The 20,841-nt window shown below is 52.2% G+C and carries 17 protein-coding genes and 1 pseudogene; 5 read left to right on the plus strand and 13 right to left on the minus strand.

The genetic code is table 11. The features are described 5' to 3' along the window. Positions 1-633, plus strand: a 633-nt coding sequence (locus G477_RS20295; protein WP_051288233.1) for a GNAT family N-acetyltransferase, incomplete at its 5' end; no start/stop codon positions are given. A 256-nt stretch (positions 634-889) separates the two neighbouring features. Here G477_RS20295 and G477_RS20805 read toward each other — a convergent pair. The 9 genes from G477_RS20805 to G477_RS0117895 all read right to left on the minus strand — a co-directional run bounded on the left by G477_RS20805 (position 890) and on the right by G477_RS0117895 (position 10,408). Further along, positions 890-1,603 carry a GNAT family N-acetyltransferase gene (locus tag G477_RS20805; protein ID WP_051288235.1) on the minus strand — a complete coding sequence of 238 codons (714 nt, stop codon included), beginning with the start codon at positions 1,601-1,603 and terminating at the stop codon, positions 890-892. Positions 1,604-1,746: 143 nt separating this feature from the next. Beyond that, entirely contained in the window at positions 1,747-2,259 is a 513-nt protein-coding gene (gene paiA / locus G477_RS0117855; protein WP_035212469.1) for a spermidine/spermine N(1)-acetyltransferase, read from the minus strand. A 25-nt stretch (positions 2,260-2,284) separates the two neighbouring features. After that, a complete protein-coding gene (locus G477_RS0117860) occupies positions 2,285-2,737 on the minus strand; it encodes a MarR family winged helix-turn-helix transcriptional regulator (RefSeq protein ID WP_026699069.1) in 453 nt (150 codons plus the stop codon). A 563-nt stretch (positions 2,738-3,300) separates the two neighbouring features. Then, positions 3,301-4,479 (minus strand): iron-containing alcohol dehydrogenase, encoded by a 1,179-nt coding sequence (locus tag G477_RS0117865; RefSeq protein ID WP_035212472.1) that lies wholly within the window; start codon positions 4,477-4,479, stop codon positions 3,301-3,303. A 222-nt stretch (positions 4,480-4,701) separates the two neighbouring features. Next, positions 4,702-6,213: a sodium:solute symporter family protein gene (locus G477_RS0117870; RefSeq protein ID WP_026699071.1), complete on the minus strand. Its 1,512-nt coding sequence runs from the start codon at positions 6,211-6,213 to the stop codon at positions 4,702-4,704. 109 nt (positions 6,214-6,322) lie between these two features. Then, complete coding sequence (locus tag G477_RS0117880) at positions 6,323-6,808, minus strand: hypothetical protein (protein ID WP_026699072.1); 486 nt, start codon at positions 6,806-6,808, stop codon at positions 6,323-6,325. Between the two features lie 11 nt (positions 6,809-6,819). After that, complete coding sequence (locus tag G477_RS0117885) at positions 6,820-8,262, minus strand: aldehyde dehydrogenase family protein (protein WP_051288237.1); 1,443 nt, start codon at positions 8,260-8,262, stop codon at positions 6,820-6,822. Between the two features lie 59 nt (positions 8,263-8,321). Further along, the gene (locus G477_RS0117890; protein ID WP_170203913.1) at positions 8,322-9,359 is read right to left on the minus strand and encodes a LacI family DNA-binding transcriptional regulator; all 1,038 of its coding nucleotides are present in this window, start codon (positions 9,357-9,359) and stop codon (positions 8,322-8,324) included. Between the two features lie 293 nt (positions 9,360-9,652). Further along, positions 9,653-10,408 carry a hypothetical protein gene (locus G477_RS0117895; protein ID WP_026699075.1) on the minus strand — a complete coding sequence of 252 codons (756 nt, stop codon included), beginning with the start codon at positions 10,406-10,408 and terminating at the stop codon, positions 9,653-9,655. Between the two features lie 569 nt (positions 10,409-10,977). Between G477_RS0117895 and G477_RS0117905 the strand changes: the two genes are divergently transcribed. The 3 genes from G477_RS0117905 to G477_RS20310 all read left to right on the plus strand — a co-directional run bounded on the left by G477_RS0117905 (position 10,978) and on the right by G477_RS20310 (position 13,007). Further along, positions 10,978-12,030 carry a homocysteine S-methyltransferase family protein gene (locus G477_RS0117905; protein ID WP_026699077.1) on the plus strand — a complete coding sequence of 351 codons (1,053 nt, stop codon included), beginning with the start codon at positions 10,978-10,980 and terminating at the stop codon, positions 12,028-12,030. 305 nt (positions 12,031-12,335) lie between these two features. Beyond that, positions 12,336-12,677 carry a TIGR04104 family putative zinc finger protein gene (locus G477_RS20305; RefSeq protein WP_156897398.1) on the plus strand — a complete coding sequence of 114 codons (342 nt, stop codon included), beginning with the start codon at positions 12,336-12,338 and terminating at the stop codon, positions 12,675-12,677. 12 nt (positions 12,678-12,689) lie between these two features. After that, positions 12,690-13,007 carry a TIGR04104 family putative zinc finger protein gene (locus tag G477_RS20310; RefSeq protein WP_035212477.1) on the plus strand — a complete coding sequence of 106 codons (318 nt, stop codon included), beginning with the start codon at positions 12,690-12,692 and terminating at the stop codon, positions 13,005-13,007. 51 nt (positions 13,008-13,058) lie between these two features. Here G477_RS20310 and G477_RS0117920 read toward each other — a convergent pair whose 3' ends face one another. The 4 genes from G477_RS0117920 to G477_RS0117940 form a co-directional block, all read right to left on the minus strand. Continuing rightward, the gene (locus tag G477_RS0117920) at positions 13,059-13,928 is read right to left on the minus strand and encodes a DMT family transporter (protein ID WP_026699078.1); all 870 of its coding nucleotides are present in this window, start codon (positions 13,926-13,928) and stop codon (positions 13,059-13,061) included. A 1,049-nt stretch (positions 13,929-14,977) separates the two neighbouring features. Beyond that, positions 14,978-17,338 carry an FdhF/YdeP family oxidoreductase gene (locus G477_RS0117930; protein ID WP_026699080.1) on the minus strand — a complete coding sequence of 787 codons (2,361 nt, stop codon included), beginning with the start codon at positions 17,336-17,338 and terminating at the stop codon, positions 14,978-14,980. Positions 17,339-17,465: 127 nt separating this feature from the next. Continuing rightward, positions 17,466-17,825 carry a Na-translocating system protein MpsC family protein gene (locus G477_RS0117935; protein WP_026699081.1) on the minus strand — a complete coding sequence of 120 codons (360 nt, stop codon included), beginning with the start codon at positions 17,823-17,825 and terminating at the stop codon, positions 17,466-17,468. A gap of 59 nt (positions 17,826-17,884) precedes the next feature. After that, positions 17,885-19,135: an L-lactate MFS transporter gene (locus G477_RS0117940; RefSeq protein WP_026699082.1), complete on the minus strand. Its 1,251-nt coding sequence runs from the start codon at positions 19,133-19,135 to the stop codon at positions 17,885-17,887. 484 nt (positions 19,136-19,619) lie between these two features. On the opposite strand from G477_RS0117940, the pseudogene fdhD reads away from it, so the two are divergent. After that, a pseudogene (gene fdhD, locus G477_RS20315) lies at positions 19,620-20,408 on the plus strand (formate dehydrogenase accessory sulfurtransferase FdhD); the annotation flags it as partial. Between the last annotated feature and the right edge of the window lie 433 nt (positions 20,409-20,841).

A 20,841-nucleotide genomic window follows, 5' to 3' on the forward strand; every position in this document is an offset into this window, starting at 1 on the left:
ATTCTTACGGCGTTTACAACCGACATGGATCCCGTGTGGCGAAGTGCTGTCGAGGAGCTTGCTGTTCATGATGTACCGAGCATCATCGGCAGTGTCCCGGCAGTGGAATCGTTCCGGCGCATTTGGCAGGAACGGCATGGCTGTCAGGCGGACATTGGCATGGAGCAGCGGATCTTTCGGGCGGATCGAGTTATTCCGCCTCGGCACACAAGCGGTACTCCGCGCTGGGCGGAAGAAGAAGATCTGCCGCTGCTCACGTCCTGGATAGCAGCTTTTGCCGAAGAGGCGCTCGAGGCTGTCCCGAGAGAAGAAGCAGCAGAACAGGCGGAGCAGTTCGTGTTCAGTAGAAGCATCCTGCTGTGGGAGGACGGGCCTCACCCCGTGTCGATGGCGGCAGCAGGTCGGCCAGCTGCAGGGTCCTGCGCCGTGCAGCATGTGTATACGCCACCGGAATACAGAGGGAAGGGCTACGCGGAGAACGTGACGGCCTCGCTCACAACAGAGCTCCTGAAACACTATGCTTTCTGCACGCTGTACACGGATCTATCCAATCCGACATCAAATGCCATCTATACCCGCATCGGATACGAACCTGTCGCCGACTCCCGCGTCGTGACTTTCACGTACAGCTGAAGCCATCGTCCAAGCCCGCCGGTCTGTAACTAGGCATTGGCAGCTTCCATCATGAAGAAAAGCCCTGCTGCATGAATTTTTCCTTGCAGCAGGGCTCTTTTTTTATGCTTTGGGTCATCTATTCAGGTTAGCAAAGCCACCAGTATTCCTTTGTCACAGGAACGAAAGCCGTGTTTTTCATAAAAATGACGAACGCCTGAAGCGTCTTCTGTAAGCAGCACTTTTTGTCGGACACCCTTACATCGAAACGCTCTTACTACTTGGCTCGGTACGCAAACGTCAGAAGCGGCTCCTCCTCCTGGGTACAGCCGTTACTTTTCATGATGCGCTGCATGGCGTGGTTCGTGTGGTCGGTAATGCCGTAATAGCTGCGTGCCCGCGCCTCTTCCTGCAGCCGGTACAGGCCGGTGTAGTGCAGCGCCTGGCCGTGCCCCTGGCTACGGAAGTCCGGGTGCAGCCCCATCCAGAAGAGGCGGCCTTCCTGGTCGGTATCAGGCTCCACGTGGGGGAGCACGAGGCCGATGGCGGTGTTCTCGAAATAGAGCATCGTCATCATGTCATCGGCCTGATCCGGCAGTTCCTGCTGCATGCCGTTCAGAAATCGGGCTGCCGTCGTTGTGTCCGTCTGCATCATGTCTGCGAGATGCAGGACAGCTTGATGGCCAAGCGACAGCTTGGTACACGTATACTGCTGGAATGGAAACGGGGAAAGGTTGCCGAGCGCTCGGCGGAAGCCGACTCGTTTGTTCTGCAATGTCATGTACGTTCGAACACTCGGCAGCGCGTTGGCGGTGGAGGCGGGACATTCCAGTACCATACGATGGTATCCCTCCTTCCCTAACTGAAGGCAGAGCTGCTCGATCCGTTCGTTCAGGCTGTAGGAAGCCGCCTCCGCGTCGATTTCCAGGAAAATGTCCTGATGGTTGAACAGGAGCCGAAGGCCGGGTTCGTTATGGAAATTAGCGTTCATGTGCCTCTTTCCTTTCCTGAGAGTGTTTTTCTATCAACAGCATGACTCCATTCGTTTTGGGTATGAGCTGGATCGAGACCGCTCGTCGGCACGGCTTGTCGATCGAAAAAGCGCAGCTGCAGGATTACTTGCTGAACATGACCTTAGAGTGTTTTCGTCATGATCAAGTCCACTTGTTCCTCATCGCCCATAAAAAAGGAGTGAGAACCGGTTTGGATGAATCCTTTTTTCTGGTAGAACGCAATGGCGTTTTCATTATCTTCCCAGACACCGAGCCAGATTTTCTTTTTCTGCTGTTCCAGCGCAATTTCCATTGCTTTGTTCATCAGGTGTTTTCCTAGGCCGTGTGTCTGGAATTCTCTTTTCACATAAATCCGCTCGACTTCCAGCGAGTCCCTGTCCATTGTTTCCGACTGGGCCTCATCGGTATTGACCTTCAGATAGCCGGCTAGTTCCTGATCCAAATAAACAAAATAGAATTGTGAAGAGGGGGTTGCTATCTCTTGAGTGAGTTGGTCCAGATTGTAGGCTCTTTTCAAGTAGGCGTTCAAGTGCTCTGGTGAGTTCTGTTTCTGGAAAGTTTCCCGAAACGTTTCCGTACTGATGGTTTGCAGGTCCCGAACATCTTCTAAGGTACATTTCTTCATTACTATCATTTAGATCAATCGCTCCTTCAGCTCGTTAATAATCTCGCTTATTGCCCTTTTTAACATAATCCCAGTCCTTCTCGACATTTATCCGGATTCGCTCCAAAAGCTCATAGGCAGTCACCATTTCTTGATCAGAAAAGCCTGTTAAGGCCACTCGATCAGAATGTTCATTTTCTCTTTTGATGAAAGGGTAGACCGTTTTCCCTTTTTCCGTTGGAAACAACTTTTTATTTTTTTTGTTATGGTGATCTTCTTTCTTTTCAATAAAGCCGTTCATTTCTAGTTTTTGAATGGCACGGGTGGCGGTAGAGCGATCGACCTTAATCATGTCGCTCACTTGTTGCTGAATAATGCCTGGGTTTTCGCATATTCGCACCAAGTACAAATACTGTCCTTTTGTCAGGTCCATTTCTTTGAATTCGATATTACTGATGGAGTCCAATGCGCGAGCTATCATGCCAATTTCTCGTAAGATATCTTTCATAATCGTCTCCTCAATAAATATATTGTTGCAAATACACTAATAAATATATAGTTAATGTACATTGTTTTTGTTGCAATTGCAACATGTGGTTGGTGGAAATCTGCATCTAAAGGGTGGAACAATATGTAGGTAACGAAAATAACTGAACAAGAAGAATTGGATGAAGCTGTTGCGATTCGAGAAGTACTTGTAAATGAACAAGGTTGGCTTCTAGAGGAGTTCGACCAATTTGATAACCTTGAGGACATGTGTAAACACGTACTCGCTCATGATAATGATCAAGCGGTCGGAACGGGAAGAGTTGGATTCATTCAGGATGTAGGCAGGTTGGAAAGAACCTTTATTCTTGAACCTTATCGGAACAAAAGCATTTCACCTTCGCTAAGGAGATACGCCTTGTAAGATTGGAGATCTACAAAATAAAGTCTCGTTTCATGACAAGTTTATAAGTCATTCTTTTATCGGAGCATTGTTGAATATTGCGGTACAGACAAAGAACCCGTCAATCTAATTGGCGGGTTCTTTGTCTATCTGCTGTACCGTTTCAGTTCACCATGAAGAGTCTACTTTTGCACGGTCAGCTTGCCTTCAAGGGCGGCTGTGTAGCGGTTAAGGATGTCATCATGAGAGTATTGTTTCGGGCTTCTGGATAATAAGCGTGTTTGTCCGGCAGCGGCTTCTGTCAATTTTGGAAGATCGTCTCGTGTGACACCGAAGTGGGTTAAGTTGTTTGGGATGTGGACGTCTTCGACGATCGATTTCAGCTCAAGTACAGCTGATTTCGCTGCTATTTCGTCCGACATACCCGACTTGTATACGCCTAAAGCTTCAGCCATCATTTGCATCTTAGGAAGAGCGTGAGGCCAGATGAAGTCAAATATATACGGCAGCAAGACCGCATTCGCTTCTCCGTGCGATACTTTGAACATACCTCCGAGAGGATATGCGAGGGCGTGGACGCCAGAAACACCCGCGTTATAGAAACTTAGTCCAGCAATCATACTTCCCCAGGCCATATCCGCTCGAGCTTCTTTGTTGGATCCTTCAGCTACTGCCGTTCGAATACTGCCGGAAATACGTCTGATTGCTTCCATGGCCAAGGCATCGGTTAATGGAGTTGCTTTCACCGACACAAGCGCTTCAACCGCATGGGTGAGAGCATCTACCCCCGTAGCCGCTGTGACAGAGGGTGGTACGGAGTACGTTAAGGCTGGATCGACAATGGCTGCATCAGCAAGCAGGTATTCGTGAGTCAGCACGTCTTTCGTATTTTCGAGAGAGAACACGGCAATGTCGGTGATCTCGGCGCCTGTTCCAGCAGTGGTCGGGATTAAAATCTTTGGCAGGCCTTTACTCGTAAAAGCTTTGTTTCCGCTTAGGTTTAGATATTCTTTAATAGAACCTTCATTTCCGGACATGACAGCGGCTGCACTCGCGATATCAAGGGCACTCCCACCTCCAATCCCAATAACGAGATCTGCTTGGAATTCGTTTAAATGGTCAACGGCCTTATCCCCGATAGCGACGGGGGGTTCAGGTTCAAGGTCTTGGTATATGTCGTACTTGACGCCAGCTTGATCGAGTAATGCTGTTATAGCGTCTGTAATGCCGGCTTTGACAACGCCGGGGTCTGCAAACACCATCACTCGTGCAGCTCCGAATCCACTAATGATGTCTGGCAGTTTTTGGACAGCATTTTCCCCTGCTTCGATGCGAAGGGGGGAGACAAAAGGAAAAGACATGTTGATCGACCTCCAAATAGTGTGAGTTAGCGTGGACGTTCAGCATAATCCGAGCCGCCGTCGTTCGAATCAGTAGACTTATTGGCTGCTCGAATCATGTGCAAGAGTATCGTTCCCTCTTTTGAGAACATCCAAGCGTTAAACAGAGGCGCCCCTGACGCTCCTGTAAAGAAGCGTAGGGACGGAACCTCAATCCGTATCATGTAGATGAAGCGGTGATGATCAGCTGGATTCGGTTGGAGCTGTCTTTTCATACAGCGTGCCGATATCTTGCTTTGAGGATGTAGCAATGGTGACGAAATACATCGTAGCCATGCCGATAATAACACCGAGTCCGGCCGCTCCAAAAGGATTGGAGAAGTCGAAACCGAACGGAAGGTAAATGATCCAGTAGGAAATTGTACCAGCCAAGAGAGAAGAAATAGCGGCAACTTTTGTCGCCCGCTTCCACAAGGCACCGACAATCAGAGGCCCTGCTGTTGCAGACATGATGCCTCCGATTCCGATCCACATGAAGATGGAAAGGAATTCAGGTGGGGACCACGCAATAACAATAGCCGCAGCAATGACGATAAAGGTGCTGTATCGACTGATGAGCAGTTCATTTCGCTCTGCTTTTTCTCTTGTGATGTTGATTTTCGGAACGATCGACTTTCTATATAAATCATTGGCAAGGAGCTGCGTCAACGATACAATCAGCCCATCCGACGTTGACATGATAGCCGATAGTACAGCAACAGCGAAGAAGGCTGCGATGATTGGTGGGAACAACTCACTGAATAGTACAGGAATGATCTGGTCTGGGTGAATCCCAGCATCCCCGCCGATCACAGCAATACCAAGCATGCCGCCAAGAGCCATCAGTGGGAGGATCGTTGCGATAATCGTACAATACATGATCAGTTTCTTTAAATCTTTTCCGGATTTGACGGCCATGAATTTATTCCCGAGGTGGGGAAGTACTGCAAATGGCAGGTGGGCAATGAATAACAACCCGACTAGCCATATTGATCCATACGTATTGTCCCCAGCAAGGAACAGCTGATCAAATCCACCTTCTGGCCGTTCCTGTCCGATGGTCGAGAGCATTTGTTGGAAGTTGCCCCCTGTACCAAAGCTCGATAGGAAAGAAATAAAGACAACGATCGCGATAATCACCATCAAAAACCCTTGAATGGCATCGGTAATGATGTCGGAATGGGATCCTCCCATGAAGACATACACGGCCAGCACAATAGCGGTGATGATTAATCCTAATCCGTATTCAATCCCCATCATCGTCTGGAACATCGTTGCTGCCGCTACAAATTGGGACACGACATAGAAAATAAGAAGGATGGAAATAATGGTTAAGGCAAGTCTCAGAAAATCACTTTGGAAACGTTCCCCGATAAATTCGGGAATCGTTCTCGTTCCAAATTTATCTCCGTACCGTTTGATGACCTTCGCCACAAAGAGCATGCCGATAACCGTCGCAATGGGATACAATAACGGATACCAAAGCGAAGGCGTACCAATGGAATAAGCTAGGCCGGGCATTCCCATGAAGGTAGAGCCACTGGAGATGCCGGCAGCGATAACCAGAGCGATGACAAAAGGTCCATAACTGGATCTTGCAGTGGCAAAGTCATCGGATGTATTGGTGCGCCTCATGCCAATCCATCCCATAGTGAACATCAGCAAAATAAACAATCCCATGAAAATCCACGAATAAATAACAATCGTTGTATCCACGACTACCCCTCCTTTTACTCTTCTTCGTCAACTAGGTTTGTTTTAAATAAAACGAATGCCATCCCGATCCAGGTGCTTAGAATTAACACAGCCATAATGTATAGAAAGGTCATAATATTGCCTCCTTTGATCGAATGAAATCGTAAATTTCCGGGTGCTTTTTCAACGGTTCCTCGCTTCCAGACAACGGTTCATACAAATAGAACGTATCTCGTTTCAATAAAGCAGAAGGACGCTCAAAATACTCAAAGGGAACATACAACAAGGTGGAGTCCAAGTGCGTCATTTCTGGTATTTTCCAAGATCGGGCTTTATGAAGATAAAATCGTCTCAGCATTTCATGCGCGTCCGCTTCGGCTTCTTCGATAGATACAAAAGCAGGTATCACTTGATCTGATAGCGCTTTCATTTCTTTGATTTGAGGAGGATCAGCGAAGCTGGTTCCGCCTTTCACCAGGTTGGTCATCAGTGCGCGTTTTTCCGTGCGGGATGCAAAAACAGTTCTGAAATTGGTTGTCCACGTCGACAGGAGATGTGGATAATACACTTGATTAGGCGTGTGGACAGGGTCAAAGTTGATAATGGAAATCGTCATAAGGCAGCTCCTTATAGGTTATAGTTGATGCTGATCATCTTCATTTCTGTCATTTCCCGTATCGCGTATTTCACCCCTTCCCGTCCATAGCCGGATTGCTTCACACCACCGTAAGGCATGTGATCAAAACGAAGCGTTGGGACGTCATTGATCAGTACTTGGCCTGCTTCGATGCCGTGAGCCATTTTCATGGCCTGAGATAAATTGTTCGTAAACGTTCCGGCATTCAATCCATAGTCGCTGTTATTCATATCCTCAAGTGCACTCTCCCAGTTTGTCACTTCGTTGATGAGAACCACAGGACCGAAAACCTCATTGCACGAGATGGATGATTCGGATGAAACATCCTCGAGTACAGCCGGGGTTATCCCGTTTGCTTTTGCTTTGCCGCCGGTTAAAAGGGTCGCACCTTCCGACTGCGCCTCGTTAATCCAAGCTAGGACGCGTGTCTGAGATTCTTGATTGATCAGACTGGAAACGTCTGTATCCCGGTCTTCTGGCGCTCCGAACACCAATCGTTCCGTGTGCTTGATGAAGAATTCTTTGAATGCTTTAGCAATTTCATGGTGCACATAGATGCGCTGCGTGCTTAAGCACACTTGACCGTTATAAGAAAAAGCGCCTTGGACTGCTTTGGCGGCGACCGCATCGAGGTCCGTGATCGATCGATCCACATACATCGGCGAATTGCTTCCAAGCTCCAGCGTGATACGTTTCAATCCAACCTGACTTTTAATCAGCTTTCCGACTCGGGGGCTGCCGGTAAAGGAGATCTTCTTAACGAATTCGTGTTCAATCAGGACTTTCCCTAAAGTCACTCCGTCTCCTGGAACAACTGCAATCGCCCCTGCTGGAAAGCCTGCTTTTGTAAGTACCTCGGCAAGATAAAGGCTGGACAATGGTGTCTGCTCACTTGGCTTGATGATAATCGTGTTGCCAGCAGCTAACGCCGGTGCTACTTTATGAACGGTCAGATTCAATGGGAAGTTAAAGGGAGTGATTGCTCCGATGACGCCGATTGGTTCATAGATGGTGAAGGCGTCTCTTCCTTCGCCCCCAGCAGCGGCATCTAAAGACAGATACTCACCGTCGAGTCGTTTCGCTTCTTCACCTGCAAATTGAAGCGTCTGCACCGTGCGATCGACTTCCGATTCTGCAGCTTTGAGTGGTTTGCAGGCTTCTGCACTGATAATGCCTGCAATGTACGGTTTGTCCTCTTGGATCATCGCAGCAGCTGCAAACAACAGGTCAGCGCGCGCTTTTTTCGTCATCTCTTTTGTTGCTGAAAACGTGTCATGTGCCGTTTCAATCGCTTGTTTCATCATCCGCGGAGTGGAGTCGGGGACATTGACTAACTTCTCTCCTGTATGCGGGTGAAAAACAGCGTAAACCTCTTCTGCTTGCCGTTCTTCTCCTTGATAAAACCAGCCTCTCGTTATCGATGACGTTTGCATACAGATCTCATCCTTTCTGTGAATACGTATTCAAAGGGAACAAAAAAGAAACACAATGCTTACGATTTTGTTGTCTTTCGATCATAAAGCACTGGTTCCAACGTGATTTGTACTTGTTGTTCCGACGGATTCTCCATCATTTCAATGAGGTACTCTGCACTGATCAAGCCCAGGTTTTTGGGTCCCTTGTGTCCGATTGACGTCAACTGAAAAGACTGATGTTTGGCCAGAGTCACGTTGTCCATCCCGCATACAGAGACATCTTCTGGGACGTGAAATCCCATTTGTTGGAGCTTGTCCATCACATAGATGGCAATAGCATCTGTAGCCGCAAATATCGCCGAAGGTGGAGGGGTGCAACTCATAACCTCTACTATTGACTCGTGAACTGCTCCTTCTGTGGTGTTAGTATCTTTAATGAAAGAAGGGGGGACTTCTGTTCCGGTTAGAGTTTTGTACTCCTCTAAAAATCCTTGTTTTCTTCCGTAGAAAGTGGATGTGTGATCCGGTCCACCAACCACGCAGATATGTTGATGCCCTAATCCTAAGAGATGTGAAGCAGCCAGCCTGCCGGACTGCATATTGTCAATTTCGACAAAATTCCCTCCTTTGTTATGGCGTCGATTGTACATAATCACCGGAATATCAAGGTTCTGTAGATCATCGAAGATAGGATCATCTCGAAAAATCGAAGATAGCAGAATGCCATCCACGCGTTCAGACAAGACTTCCTCATAAATAGGTTTGTTCTCGCCTGTGTTTTCAAAAAAGACCATTGTTCGATACCCCTTGGATTCAGCATAGTTGACGATTGAGGTCGTTGTTTCTACAAAAAAAGGATTGTGTAGAGGACCAGAAATCAACGCGATCGTTCTCGTACGATTGCTCACCAAGGATCTTGCAACTGAATTAGGACGGTAATTCAAGGCTTTTATTGCTTCTTGGACTTTCTTAACGATCTGGTCATTCACTTTCGATGGATCATTCAATACTCGAGATACTGTTGATTGTGACACTCCGGCATGCTTTGCGACATCTCTAGACGAAACCAAAGAACATCTCTCCTCCTCTTCAACAAGTCTTGAATACGTATTCAAGAAGTTGTTTCTCATATTAAAGCGCTTTCAAACAGAAGTCAAGGCGAAATATCAATTTTCTGAATTCTGGTACTCATAAAAGAGTTCCTGCAGAGTATGTTGATGATATTAGATATTTTCTACTGTTCTCTTTCCGCATGTTACAGTATAACATCATTTCTTCAAGATTTTTGCTGGTGGATTACGAATAGACACTGAATGTTCCGCTGCGCTTTTCTTATGGAATTCAAAGGAATCATCACACAAAAATAAGCCGCCTCTCCACGTGGAGGGCGGCTCGTTTGATTTATTCATTATCCATTTCTTTGGTTTTGATGCGGATGCCTCCTGAGTTTGGGCATGTACGAAGAGAACGTTGACTGAAGAAACTGATTGGCGGGTGTTCTTAGTAAGTACACGTCCGAACTGCTCGACGCAATGCTTCGTTTGATCAGCGAGTCGAGCTGATCGATGCGGGCTTGAATCCGCTTGTTTAAATCTGCTGCACTGTCGGCGTACACGTTGGTGTAGGATTCGATGTGTGTGAAGTGGAACCCTTCCCATCGCGTGCGGATCGTCGCGGTGTAAGCGGAGTCCGCTTCGCCGGTCTTGTTTTTCACGGACCAGATGTTGTAGCTGACAAACTCCCGGTTGATTGTTTTCTCCCGGGCTTTTAGGTCCGCTGCAGCCGTGGCCTCGCTGATGTCGACGCGTTCCGGCTGGTACTCCTCGAAATACGCAGTGATCCGTGGTCGGATATGGTTTTCAATCGCCCGCCTTCTCTTCAGAAGGGAGTAGAACAGGTAAGCCGACACGCAGGATAGGGCTGCGAGAATGCCTGTAGCTGCCATGGCGATCCCTGCTGTTGTAGAGGACGATGCCGGGAGGAGTTGAATCCCATTGGCCTGGGCGTATTCCGCATATACATTCCCGGAAAGGAAAATTCCGATCGCTGTTGCGTATAATAAGAGTCCAAGCACACACGCGTTGATGAATTCAATCTTTTTCAAGCGTTTTAAATGATGGAGCACGTCTTTACTGTCTGCAAACTCACGATTGGAATGATTCATACGAAGTCATCCTTTCTGGTTAGGAGATTGGATTGCAATATCCGTTTGCAGCTACGATTATTATAACATTTTCACTTCATGTTGTTATGAATATGCACATAATTGTGTAAGAAAGGCTGTTATCCTGTGTAAGAATGTGAAATAGCGATGATTCGCCGGGTGATCTGCTGTAAGAGGCGGTCTCGTCTTTTCACGGCTCCTCACCTTCACAATCAAGCGGTTTCCATTCGATCCTGCGGCGAGAGGCCTGCTCTGGTCCCGAAGAAAAACAGCTGGAAGGGAAAGGAGTGTTTTTGTGAAAATATGGGAGTTTTCCTGCTTGACTTTCTTTCTCACGCGTTGTATTCTGCAGTCTAATCAGAACATTGGCAACTTTCACGGGATGGACCGTTCTGTCCCGTGTCATTGGCATGCTGATGCTGCCAGCAAGGATTGCAGGAGCAGAAGACGGGAAGAGGAGAAATCTTCAGCAGTAGCGGAAGGCTTTTTCCTGATGGTGCAGCATCTGCTGTTTTTTGACGACGCATCGTACGCGCAGCGAAACTATAGAGAAGAAAGAGGCGGATAGGATGGCGAAACGAAGCTTAGAACAGCGGTTAAAAGACGGCACGGTCGTGGCCGGAGAAGGGTATTTGTTCGAACTGGAGCGGAGAGGGTATCTGCAGGCAGGAACGTTCGTGCCGGAAGTGGCGCTCGAGAACCCGGACGCGCTCAAGCAGACGTACCGTGACTTTATGAATGCCGGATCGGATGTAGTGCTGGCGTTCACATACAACGCCCACCGCGAAAAAATGCGCATCATCGGCAAGGAAGAAGTGCTCGAGCCGCTGAATCGGCAGGCGATCCGTCTGGCGAAAGAGGTGGCGAAGGAGCATCCGACGGAAGAGGCGCTCGTCGCCGGGAACATTTCCAACACGAACATCTTCGATCCGGAAGACCGGGAGTCGGTGGAAAAGGTTCGGGGGATGTTCGCAGAAATGATCGGCTGGTGTAAAGAAGAAGGCGTGGACTACGTGAACGGCGAGACGTTTTATTACCACGAGGAAGCCGTCGTCGCGCTGGAGGAGATTCAAAAGCACGGGCTGCCGGCCGTCATTACCATGGGGCTCATGGGTGAGAACATCCTCCGCGACGGCTATACGGTGGAAGAATCGTGCCGCCTGCTCTCGGAAAAGGGAGCGCTCGTTGTCGGCATGAACTGTTTCCGCGGGCCGGACACGATGCAGCCGTACCTCGAGAAAATCCGCGGCGAAGTGGACGGCTATGTGGCCGGACTGCCGGTACCGTACCGTACGACCGAGGAGCATCCGACGTTCTTCAACCTGCCGGACGGCGGCTGCAGCTGCCATCTCCCGACAGAGACGACGTTCCCGACGTCGCTCGATCCGCTTTACCATAACCGCTACGAAATTGCGGCTTGGGCGAAAGAGGCGAAGGAGCTCGGCATTAATTACATCGGCCTCTGCTGTGGGGCTTCGCCGGCGATGCTGCGGGAAGTAGCCGAAGCTGCCGGGGAGGAAGCGGTCAACTCCAAGTATTCGCCGGACATGGAGAAGCATTTCCTGTTCGGAAAAGACGATTCGCTCAACCAGAAGAATCTGAACTACCGCGGCAAAGCTTAATTGAAAGAATGCCAGTCTTCCCGATGATCCGGGAGGCTGGCTTTTTTTTGCAACAGCCGGCCGCTTCTCGAGGAAAGCGAGCGCACACCGTTCCGATCAAAAGGCGCTGCGCGCTTTTGTTCCAGTATAAGAATGTATAAGTTTTCATACAGTGTGACGGCGGCTCCATGCGCTGCTCGGGAAGAAACAAAGAACGTTTTCTTCCCTCAAAAAGCTTGCAGCGCTTCCGCACATCGTTCCGACCAAAAGGCGCTCTGCGCTTTTGTTCGTGTTATAATGAATAAAAAGAAGAGGAGGGGTCGGCGGTGCCTAGCTGCGGCAGCTGTCAGGTGAAGTGGACGTGGAGACAGACGATGGAAGCGGGGATGACGCCTGGTTCGGCGTGGGAGTGCCCCCACTGCGGGGAGACGCAGTTCCGGACGAAGCGGACGCATGCCTTGTCGGCGGCGTGGACGATTTTGATTGGAAGTGCCCTGATTATCGGAAGTGTCCTGATCGAGGTGCCGTGGTGGCTGTTTGCGCCGCTTGTCGTGGCTGTCGTCACCGGTGCCGTGCTCGGGGCGCCGTGGCTCGCGAGTGTGCAGAGCAGTGATCCGGACCTGCTCGATGAACAGATGGAGCATCGCGGAAAGGACCCCCAGTCGTAGGAGGTAGAATGCATGAAGGAAAAACTGCCTGTATGTAAAGAATGCAGCACCCGGTGGACGTGGAAGCAGACGATGAAACGAACGATGAAGATAGATACAGACGCCACCTGCCCGTCGTGCGGGAAGATGCAGTACACGAAGGAGAAGTATCCGTGGCTGCTGGCTGGATTTCTGTTGTTTCTGCTCATGCTCATCTTCATCGGGAACCTGCCGCTCTTTCCGCTGCTGCTGTCGTACGTCGTCCTGACGATTGGATTTTTGTGCACGGTGCCGTTTCACACCGAACTGCGGTCGAGTGACCCGGCGCTGGAGCGGAACTTGTTTTCCTGAATGAAGAGAAGCACCTGCTTTCCCGACGGGGGAGGGCAGGTGTTTTTTTTGTTATCCGGCCTGCTTCATACTGAGAATGGTGACGGTAAGGAGGACGATCGCCATGCCGCCGAGCTGAATGACCGAAAGAAAGTCTCCGAGTATGACGAGACCGAACAGCGAAGCCGTTACGGGTTCGACCATGGCGACCATCGCCGCGGTGGACGGAGCCGTGAACCGGATACCGTATATATAGAGAATGAAGGAGATCCCGGCACCGACGATGCCAAGCAGGACGAAGAGCAGTACGTCTTCGGACGTGATGACGTCGAGCATCTGCTGGCGGTCCCCGAGGGCAAACAGTATTAGGCAGAACGCGGCGAAAGCGACGGTGAGCGCGGTCTGCGGTTTGCCCATCGGTGCTGCGTTTTTAAAGCCGAAAATAAACAGCGTATAGCAGAGGCCGGCACCGAGGCCGGCAGCGATTCCGATCAAGCCGACGGAGGCGTCCTCTGGATTATATGCGCCGGTGAGCAGGATGATCCCGAACATCACGCCCGCGATGCACCCCCATTTGAACCACGTATTGCGCTCGAGGCCGAGCACGAAGGAGAGGAGCAGCACGAAAATTGGTGCGGTATACATCAAGGTTGCCGCTATGGCCACACTCGATGCTTCAATACTGAAGTAATACAGGCTGAAGTTCCCGGCGACGCCGAGTCCAGCGAGCGCCGACCAAAGGTAGAAGCGCGAGTTCGGTTTTTGTTCCGGTCGTGAGCTGAATAGAAACCAGAGAATGAAGAAAAACAGTCCGACGGCACCCCGGTAGAAGGAGATCACCATCGGATCCCAGTCCCTCTCCATCAGCACATCGCCGATTCCGCCGCTGAGGCCCCACCCGACCGCAGCGAGCATAACTAAGATAATACCACCGTAACGCATCTGACTCCTCCTTTCGTTCCGTTTCTTCTATTATTATTGGTAAAACATCATGGATGTCAGTAAAAGTAAATACCCTGCGGCAAGGACACTGATTCCTTTTGCTATATGAAGATAAACCCCTTTCTAACGGCAGCTTCAGAAAAGGGGAAGAAGTGCGCATATGCATCGGTGATCGGCGGCAGAAACGGTGGGAAGTTCGGCGGGGGACAGGGCGAAAGGAAGGAAGAGCAGGTTGATGGGCGTGTCGCAAGGCGGATGATGAGGCGGGAGGAGGGTGTAGTGCTTTTTTCAGCAAGTTCTCCAGTCACCCAAGTCCTTTCCGGTTTACGGCTGCCTCGGCAGCCGCGGAAGCAAGGTGGATGGTGGGCTGGAGGTTTTTCATCGTGGCCTTCTTTTGGTGCGGAGCGGTCACTCGCGGCGCCGGCTCGGACGCAGCGCGACGGTGGGCGGTCGCTAGGCGGGAGCGGGCAGTCACTGGAGGAGGAAAAGCGGTCACACCGGCGCTGGGCGGTCACTCGGAAGGAAGCAGCGGACGTTCAGTGAGCCTAGCTCGGTCACTCAGCGCCACGCAGCGGCGCTTCGGTCCAGGCCGGCGACGTCCCCTCCAAACCGTCAGTCACCCAAGCCCTTTCCGGTTTACGGCTGCCGGGGCAGCCGCGGAAAAGAGGTGGATGGTGGGCTGGAGGTTTTTCGTCGTGGCCTTCTTTTGGTGCGGAGCGGTCACTCGCGGCGCCGACTCGGACGCAGCGCGGCGGTGGGCGGTCGCTAGGCGGGAGCGGGCAGTCACTGGAGGAGGAAAAGCGGTCACACCGGCGCTGGGCGGTCACTCGGAAAGAGGCAGTGGACGTTCAGTGAGCCGGAACGGTCACTCAGCGCCACGCAGCGGAGCTTCGGTCCAGGCCGGCGACGTCTCCTCCGGCAGCTGATAGACCGCCAGTCACCCAAGCCCTTTCCGGTTAGGGCAGGCGGAGCAGCCCGCTTCCTCTCCGAAACGCTGCCGAATACACAAAAAAACCTGCCGGGGCATTCCCGGCAGGTGGCAGGACGGATCAGCTCGGCGGGACCATTTCCAGGTCGGCGACCGGCTTCTCCAAGTATTCGGTATCTTTACGGGCGTGAAAACGCTCCGCCTTTTCTACGCGGACAGCGATGCTGTAGTCCGGGATGCCGGCGAACTTCTCGTACCGGCCTTTCGGCAGCAGGAAGTTCCCCTCCGGAAAGTGCAGCCCGAGGTTGGTCCGCGCAATGTCGGTGATGCGGGCATGCCCCTGGAAGACGCCGAACGTGTTATACACGACGATCGCCTCTCCGTCATGGATATGCAGATCCGCAGCGTCTTCCGCATTGATCAGCACGTCGTTTCGCTCCGCCTGATTGAACGGGTCGGTTTCGCCGTACACCATCGAATTGAACTGCTTGCCGCGGCGGGTCGTGATATAGAAGTCGCCCGGTTTCTTGTGCAGATCCGGAATGTCGACCGGGATCAAGTTCCCGCGGCCGTCCGGGGTCGGGCAGGTGCCGTCTTCGCAGAGCCACGCGCCGCCCCACTGGAAGACATCGCCCTGTTCTTTCAAATGCTGCACACCCTCGTAGGAAGGGTTCGCCTTGGCGATTTCATCGCGGATCTCCTGGCCGGACTGGAAATCGACGAGGTGCGCCGTGTCCGGTTTCACGCGGTGCGCGAGATCGACGTAGATTTTCCACTCGGCGCGGGCTTCTTCGATTTTGTTCCGGTTGCCCGGGATCTCCGGAGAAAAGTACACCATCCGTTCGGTGGACGTCGATGTTCCGCCGCCCTCCTGCTCGTAGCGCGTCTGCGCCGGCAGGACGATGACCGCTTCCTGGGCATCCACAAGGGTGGACGTGTTCAGGATGATGTCCTGGTGCACGCGGATATCGAGGCTCGACAGCGACTTCTCGACGTAATCCGGATCCGGCATCGTCTCGAGGAAGTTCCCGCCGGACATGTAGTACATCTTGATTTTGCGTTCGTTGTCTTCCGGAAGCTGAATGTTCTCGAGCGTCACGCCGACGATGTCGCCCTGCCACGTCGGCAGGTCAAAGCCCCACAGCTTCTCGATTCGAGGAATGTTCTCTCCCTTGTAGTCGCCGCCGGGCAGGACGAACGGATCGGCGCCCATCTCGCCGCTTCCCTGAACGGAGGAATGTCCGCGGAACGGCATAAGGCCGGCGTGTTCGCGGCCGAGGAAACCGCGCAGCAGTGCCAGGTTGGCCACCTGGGAAATGTTGTCTGTTGCAAAGGAGTGCATCGTCAGGCCGAGCGCCCACGCAAACACCGCGTTTTTGCTGTTGGCGAGCAGCTCCGACAGTTCTACGATGCGCGCCTGTTCAACGCCGGAAGAGTGGACGATGTCCTCCCAGTTCTGAGCGGTGACTTTCTCTTTCAACGCCTCGTAGTCATTCACGTGGTCCTGGACGAATTCGTGATTGATCGCGGCGCCGTGCTCCCGCTCCTCCATCTCGAACCAGTGCTTCATGATGCCGTGCATAAAGGCGATGTCACCGCCGATGTTGACTTGGTAAAAGTCATCTGCCACCTTCGTGCCGAACAGCGCGGACTCCGGCACAGACGGTACCCAGTACTCATCCATGGACGGCTCGCGGTACGGATTGACGACGATGATTTTCGTGCCGCGCTTTTTCGCTTCAAGCATGTACTTCGTGGACACGGGCGAAGAGTTCGACGCTACGCTTCCCCAGAAAAGAAGCACGTCCGTGCCGATCCAGTCCTTGTAGTTTGCCGTCGAGGCGCCGACCCCGATCGAGCGCTTCAGGGCCGTTTTACTCGGTGAATGACAGATACGCGACGCGTTGTCGATGTTGTTCGTGCCGAGAAAACGGGCAACTTTGCCGCCGACGTAGTACGACTCGTTCGTGATGCCGCGGGACGTCAGGTAGAACGCATACTGCTTCGGATCGAGCTGCTTCATCTTGTCCGCAATCTGGTCCATCGCCTCATCCCATGTGATTCGGGAGAACTTGCGCTCGCCGGGACGACGGATGAGCGGGTACGGAATTCGGCCGAGCTGACGCAGTTCCGTGCTGGAATACTGCCGCAGCTCATCGATGTCCGAGTGCAGAATGTCGGGTTTAATTGCCGGCATCGTGTTCAGGCGCAGGACGTTGAAACGCGTCGTACAGACGTGTGGTCCGGTGAGCGTCTGGTCGTAGAGACCGGAGACGCCGAGCGCACAGCCGTCACAGACACCTTTGGTGATGATGTTTTTCGCATAGTTCAAGTTGTCCTTGTTGTCCCACATCGTTTTGAACGAATCGCGGATGTGCTTCGGCTTCACCTTGCCGAGGCCGAATGGAATCGGGCTGACCCAGTGCTGCGGCTGCGGCATTTTCAGTTTTTTCATTGGTCCGGTATGTTTCGTATTCCCCATGGGGAATCCCTCCTTGTTGATAGTGAAGCTCCTGTTGTAAACGAAAAGCCACCGCACGTCTCCCGTCAACGGGAAATCGGCGGTGGCTGGGTCTGTAGCAGGAGCGCTGCGCAGTGCCTAACCACACTTATTGAGAGAACTTGTCTTCAAGGTTTTCGTCAAAGATGAAAATCGACATGCCCTTGTCCTGTTCGATATCGATATCGACGAACAAGTCGACGAAATTGCATCCGAGCAGTTCTTCCATTTCATACGGACGGTTGCGGCGGTAGATGTTCTTGACCATCTCGGTCCGCGCGGCGCGCAGCATCTGCCTGCCGTTCTCTTCTTCTGCGATGAATTTCTCCACGGGGGAGAGGTTGCCTTCGAGCTCGCAGATCGCCCAGTTTTTGCAGAAGGTGGTGTTAATCCTTCCAGGGCCTTTGCCCATATGTTTCTTGCGGAAAGCGCGGACGACGTTGCTGAATTCGGCTTCGTATTTATTCATGGCTTCCATTCCTTTGCATCAACTCTTCCATGAAAGCGTATCCTTCTCAGGACCGAATGTCAACTTGCGAGTCGTGCTTCCTTCCGTTCATCACGCAGCCGCTGAATGTCCTGGCGGATCCAGATGGACACGGCCAGAGCGGCGATGAACATGCCGCCGAAGATATAGAGCGTCATCGCATAGCTCTCTGTCGCTGTGCGGATGTAAGAAGCCATGAGCGGACCGACGAGGCCGGCTGCTGCCCACGCAGTCAGGATGTAGCCGTGGATCGCTCCGAGCTGCTTCGTGCCAAACAGGTCTCCGATGTACGCCGGAATCGAAGCGAATCCGCCGCCGTAGCACGTCATGATCAAGAAGAGTGCAATCTGGAAGGCGATGATATGTGTCAAGGACGGCAGAGCGAAAAAGGCGACGATCTGAATGCCGAAAAAGGCCGTGTAGACGTTCGGTCGTCCGATATAGTCAGAAATGGATGCCCACGCGAGTCGGCCGACTCCGTTGAAAAAGCCCATGATCCCGACCATTGTTGCTGCGGCCACTGCACTCATACCGGTGATTTCCTGCGCCATCGGCGATGCAACAGCGAGAATCGCAATGCCGCACGTGACGTTGATAAACAGCATCACCCAGAGAAAGTAGAAGCGGCGCGTTTTGATGGATTCATTCGCTGTCAGCTGAGACAGGTCATCCTCACTCTTCTTCGAGCCGCCGTCCTGGTACTCAGGCATATAGTCTGCCGGCGGGCGCTCCAGGTAGAGGGCAGATGCTGTCATGACAACAAAGTAGATGGCACCGAGCGTGTAAAACGTGCCGGCAATGCCGACGGAGTCAATCAGCGAGGCCATCACCGGGCTCGCGATCATCGCCGCAAAACCAAAGCCCATAATGGCAAGGCCGGTAGCCAGCCCCCGGCGGTCCGGGAACCATTTCACTAGCGTCGATACCGGCGTGATGTAGCCGATGCCGAGTCCAATGCCGGCGAGGACACCGTATGTAAGGTAGAACATCCAGAGCGACTCCATGTCGACAGCCAGTCCGGAACCGATCATCCCGACACCGAAAAAGCTCGCCGAGACGAGGCCAGAACGACGCGGGCCGTGTTTTTCAACAAAATGCCCCATGAAGGCAGCTGATAAACCGAGAAATAAAATAGCGATACTAAATGCCATGGATACAGCGCCGAGGCTCCAGCCGAACTGATTTTCGAGCGGATTCTGAAAGACACTGTAAGCGTAGACCGAGCCGATGGAAATGTGGATGCCGACAGCGGCGAGCGCAATCAGCCAGCGGTTCTTGAGTTTTCCCTGCATGATGATTTCCTCCTTGTTGTCTGTAGGTCTCTCCCTGCTGGCTTTACCAGGCAATAAAAAAACCGCTGTCCCTTTTTCCTGCAGGCTGGATAGACTCCACCCGGGAAAAAGACACAACGGTTAGCTTCTGACAGGATCGCTGCTGAAACACCAACAGAGGGTCTCACGTACTGAGCAGTCCGCATGAAACCGGTAACAGGAGCGCTGTTCCGCATCTTCATGCTTTCCGTTCATTGTTTGTTCACAATTCATCCTACAACGAAATGTAAGCATTTACAATAGCTTTATGCGGATTTCTCTCATTCCTTGTTATTTCCCGGGAAATAATCTTCGCTTTTTCTCCGTTGGCATGCTTGCAGCTGTCCGTGGCATCGTTTGAGACAGGAAGCGGCGGATGGTGCCGGGATGAAATAACGCTTGCAAAAGCAGAAGCGCCCCGCGTATACTGACGGCACAACGACAACTGGAAGGAGGGAGCAGGCGCATGGAGAAGCAGCAGATGAGTACGACGCGGCCGATTGTCCGCTATGAGGCGGGGCAGAGGAAAGAAACCGAAGATCGGATCGTGCTGGAAGAACCACTCACGCTCCACATCAACGGTGAAGAATTTGCGACGATGGTCTGTACGCCGGTGGACCTGGAGGAGATGGTACTCGGTTTCCTTGCATCGGAAGGCGTCATCCGCTTCCGACGAGACGTCGCCTCATTGGAGATCGATGCAGACGGCGGGTTCGCCCATATCGAGTTGGCCGAGGGACGTGTCCTGCCGCAGCAGGAATACACGAAGCGGGTCATCGGTTCCTGCTGCGGCAAAAGCCGTCAGTTTTACTTTCAGCAGGATGTCCGCACAGCGAAGACATCGACGAGCAGGCTGACGCTTACAGCCGGTCAGTGCATGGGTTTTATGAGAGAGATGCAGGACGCCAGCCACGTATTCCAGGGAACCGGTGGTGTCCATAACGCCGCCCTGTTTGATGCGTCCGGCATGATTGCGGTACGAACAGATATCGGCCGCCATAATGCCCTCGACAAACTGTACGGCTACTGCTTGAATGAACAGATCACCGTTCGGGACAAAGTGCTCGTCTTCAGCGGACGCATTTCGTCGGAAGTCCTGACAAAAGCCGCCAAAATCGGCGTCGGCATCGTTTTGTCAAAGTCGGCGCCGACGGCCCTCGCTATCGATCTGGCCGACGATCTGAATATCACCGCCGTCGGATTCATCCGCGGCGATTCCTTGAACGTCTACTCGCATCCAGAACGGATTACCGAAGAAAAGGAGGGAGCAGCCATGAGCTGTCCGATCGACCATACGGTAGAAGATACGAAGAAAAAACTGGAAGAGCAGAAGCCGCATCTTCCCAAAGGGGTGTACACCTCCAGTGGACATTTCCTTGACGGGGAGCCGACGCAGGAAGAGCTGAACGATTTGTTTCATCTATTGAAGAAGTATGACCTCGCCGAGCGGGGGGAGCAGGAACAGCGGGAAGCGCGAATCCTGGAGCTGACCGGCGGCCTCTCAGAACAACGGTAACGAACAGCACCTAAACCGAAACAAACACGCCAGAAGCGTCTTCTGGCGTGTTTTCTCGTCGTATGGAGCTGTGTTGGGTGGAAGGTTGGCGGGTGACCGCTCCGCCTCAGGTGCACCGCCGCCGCGGCCCAGGATACCTTCTTTTCCGCGGCTGCCCCGGCAGCCGTAGACC

This window comes from Alkalicoccus chagannorensis DSM 18086, from assembly GCF_000429725.1.
In the GTDB taxonomy this organism is placed as follows: domain Bacteria; phylum Bacillota; class Bacilli; order Bacillales; family Salisediminibacteriaceae; genus Alkalicoccus; species Alkalicoccus chagannorensis.

What these genes read in the sequence shown, in the direction of transcription:
- G477_RS0117940 (WP_026699082.1), bottom strand. Translation starts at nt 19,135, where the DNA reads ATGCAGGGAAAACTCAAGAACCGCTGGCTGATTGCGCTCGCCGCTGTC.
- G477_RS0117905 (WP_026699077.1), top strand. Translation starts at nt 10,978, where the DNA reads ATGGCGAAACGAAGCTTAGAACAGCGGTTAAAAGACGGCACGGTCGTG.
- G477_RS0117865 (WP_035212472.1), bottom strand. Translation starts at nt 4,479, where the DNA reads ATGTCTTTTCCTTTTGTCTCCCCCCTTCGCATCGAAGCAGGGGAAAAT.
- G477_RS0117935 (WP_026699081.1), bottom strand. Translation starts at nt 17,825, where the DNA reads ATGAATAAATACGAAGCCGAATTCAGCAACGTCGTCCGCGCTTTCCGC.
- G477_RS0117885 (WP_051288237.1), bottom strand. Translation starts at nt 8,262, where the DNA reads ATGCAAACGTCATCGATAACGAGAGGCTGGTTTTATCAAGGAGAAGAA.
- G477_RS0117895 (WP_026699075.1), bottom strand. Translation starts at nt 10,408, where the DNA reads ATGAATCATTCCAATCGTGAGTTTGCAGACAGTAAAGACGTGCTCCAT.
- G477_RS0117920 (WP_026699078.1), bottom strand. Translation starts at nt 13,928, where the DNA reads ATGCGTTACGGTGGTATTATCTTAGTTATGCTCGCTGCGGTCGGGTGG.
- G477_RS0117880 (WP_026699072.1), bottom strand. Translation starts at nt 6,808, where the DNA reads ATGACGATTTCCATTATCAACTTTGACCCTGTCCACACGCCTAATCAA.
- G477_RS20805 (WP_051288235.1), bottom strand. Translation starts at nt 1,603, where the DNA reads ATGAACGCTAATTTCCATAACGAACCCGGCCTTCGGCTCCTGTTCAAC.
- G477_RS0117860 (WP_026699069.1), bottom strand. Translation starts at nt 2,737, where the DNA reads ATGAAAGATATCTTACGAGAAATTGGCATGATAGCTCGCGCATTGGAC.
- paiA (WP_035212469.1), bottom strand. Translation starts at nt 2,259, where the DNA reads ATGATAGTAATGAAGAAATGTACCTTAGAAGATGTTCGGGACCTGCAA.
- G477_RS20310 (WP_035212477.1), top strand. Translation starts at nt 12,690, where the DNA reads ATGAAGGAAAAACTGCCTGTATGTAAAGAATGCAGCACCCGGTGGACG.
- G477_RS0117930 (WP_026699080.1), bottom strand. Translation starts at nt 17,338, where the DNA reads ATGGGGAATACGAAACATACCGGACCAATGAAAAAACTGAAAATGCCG.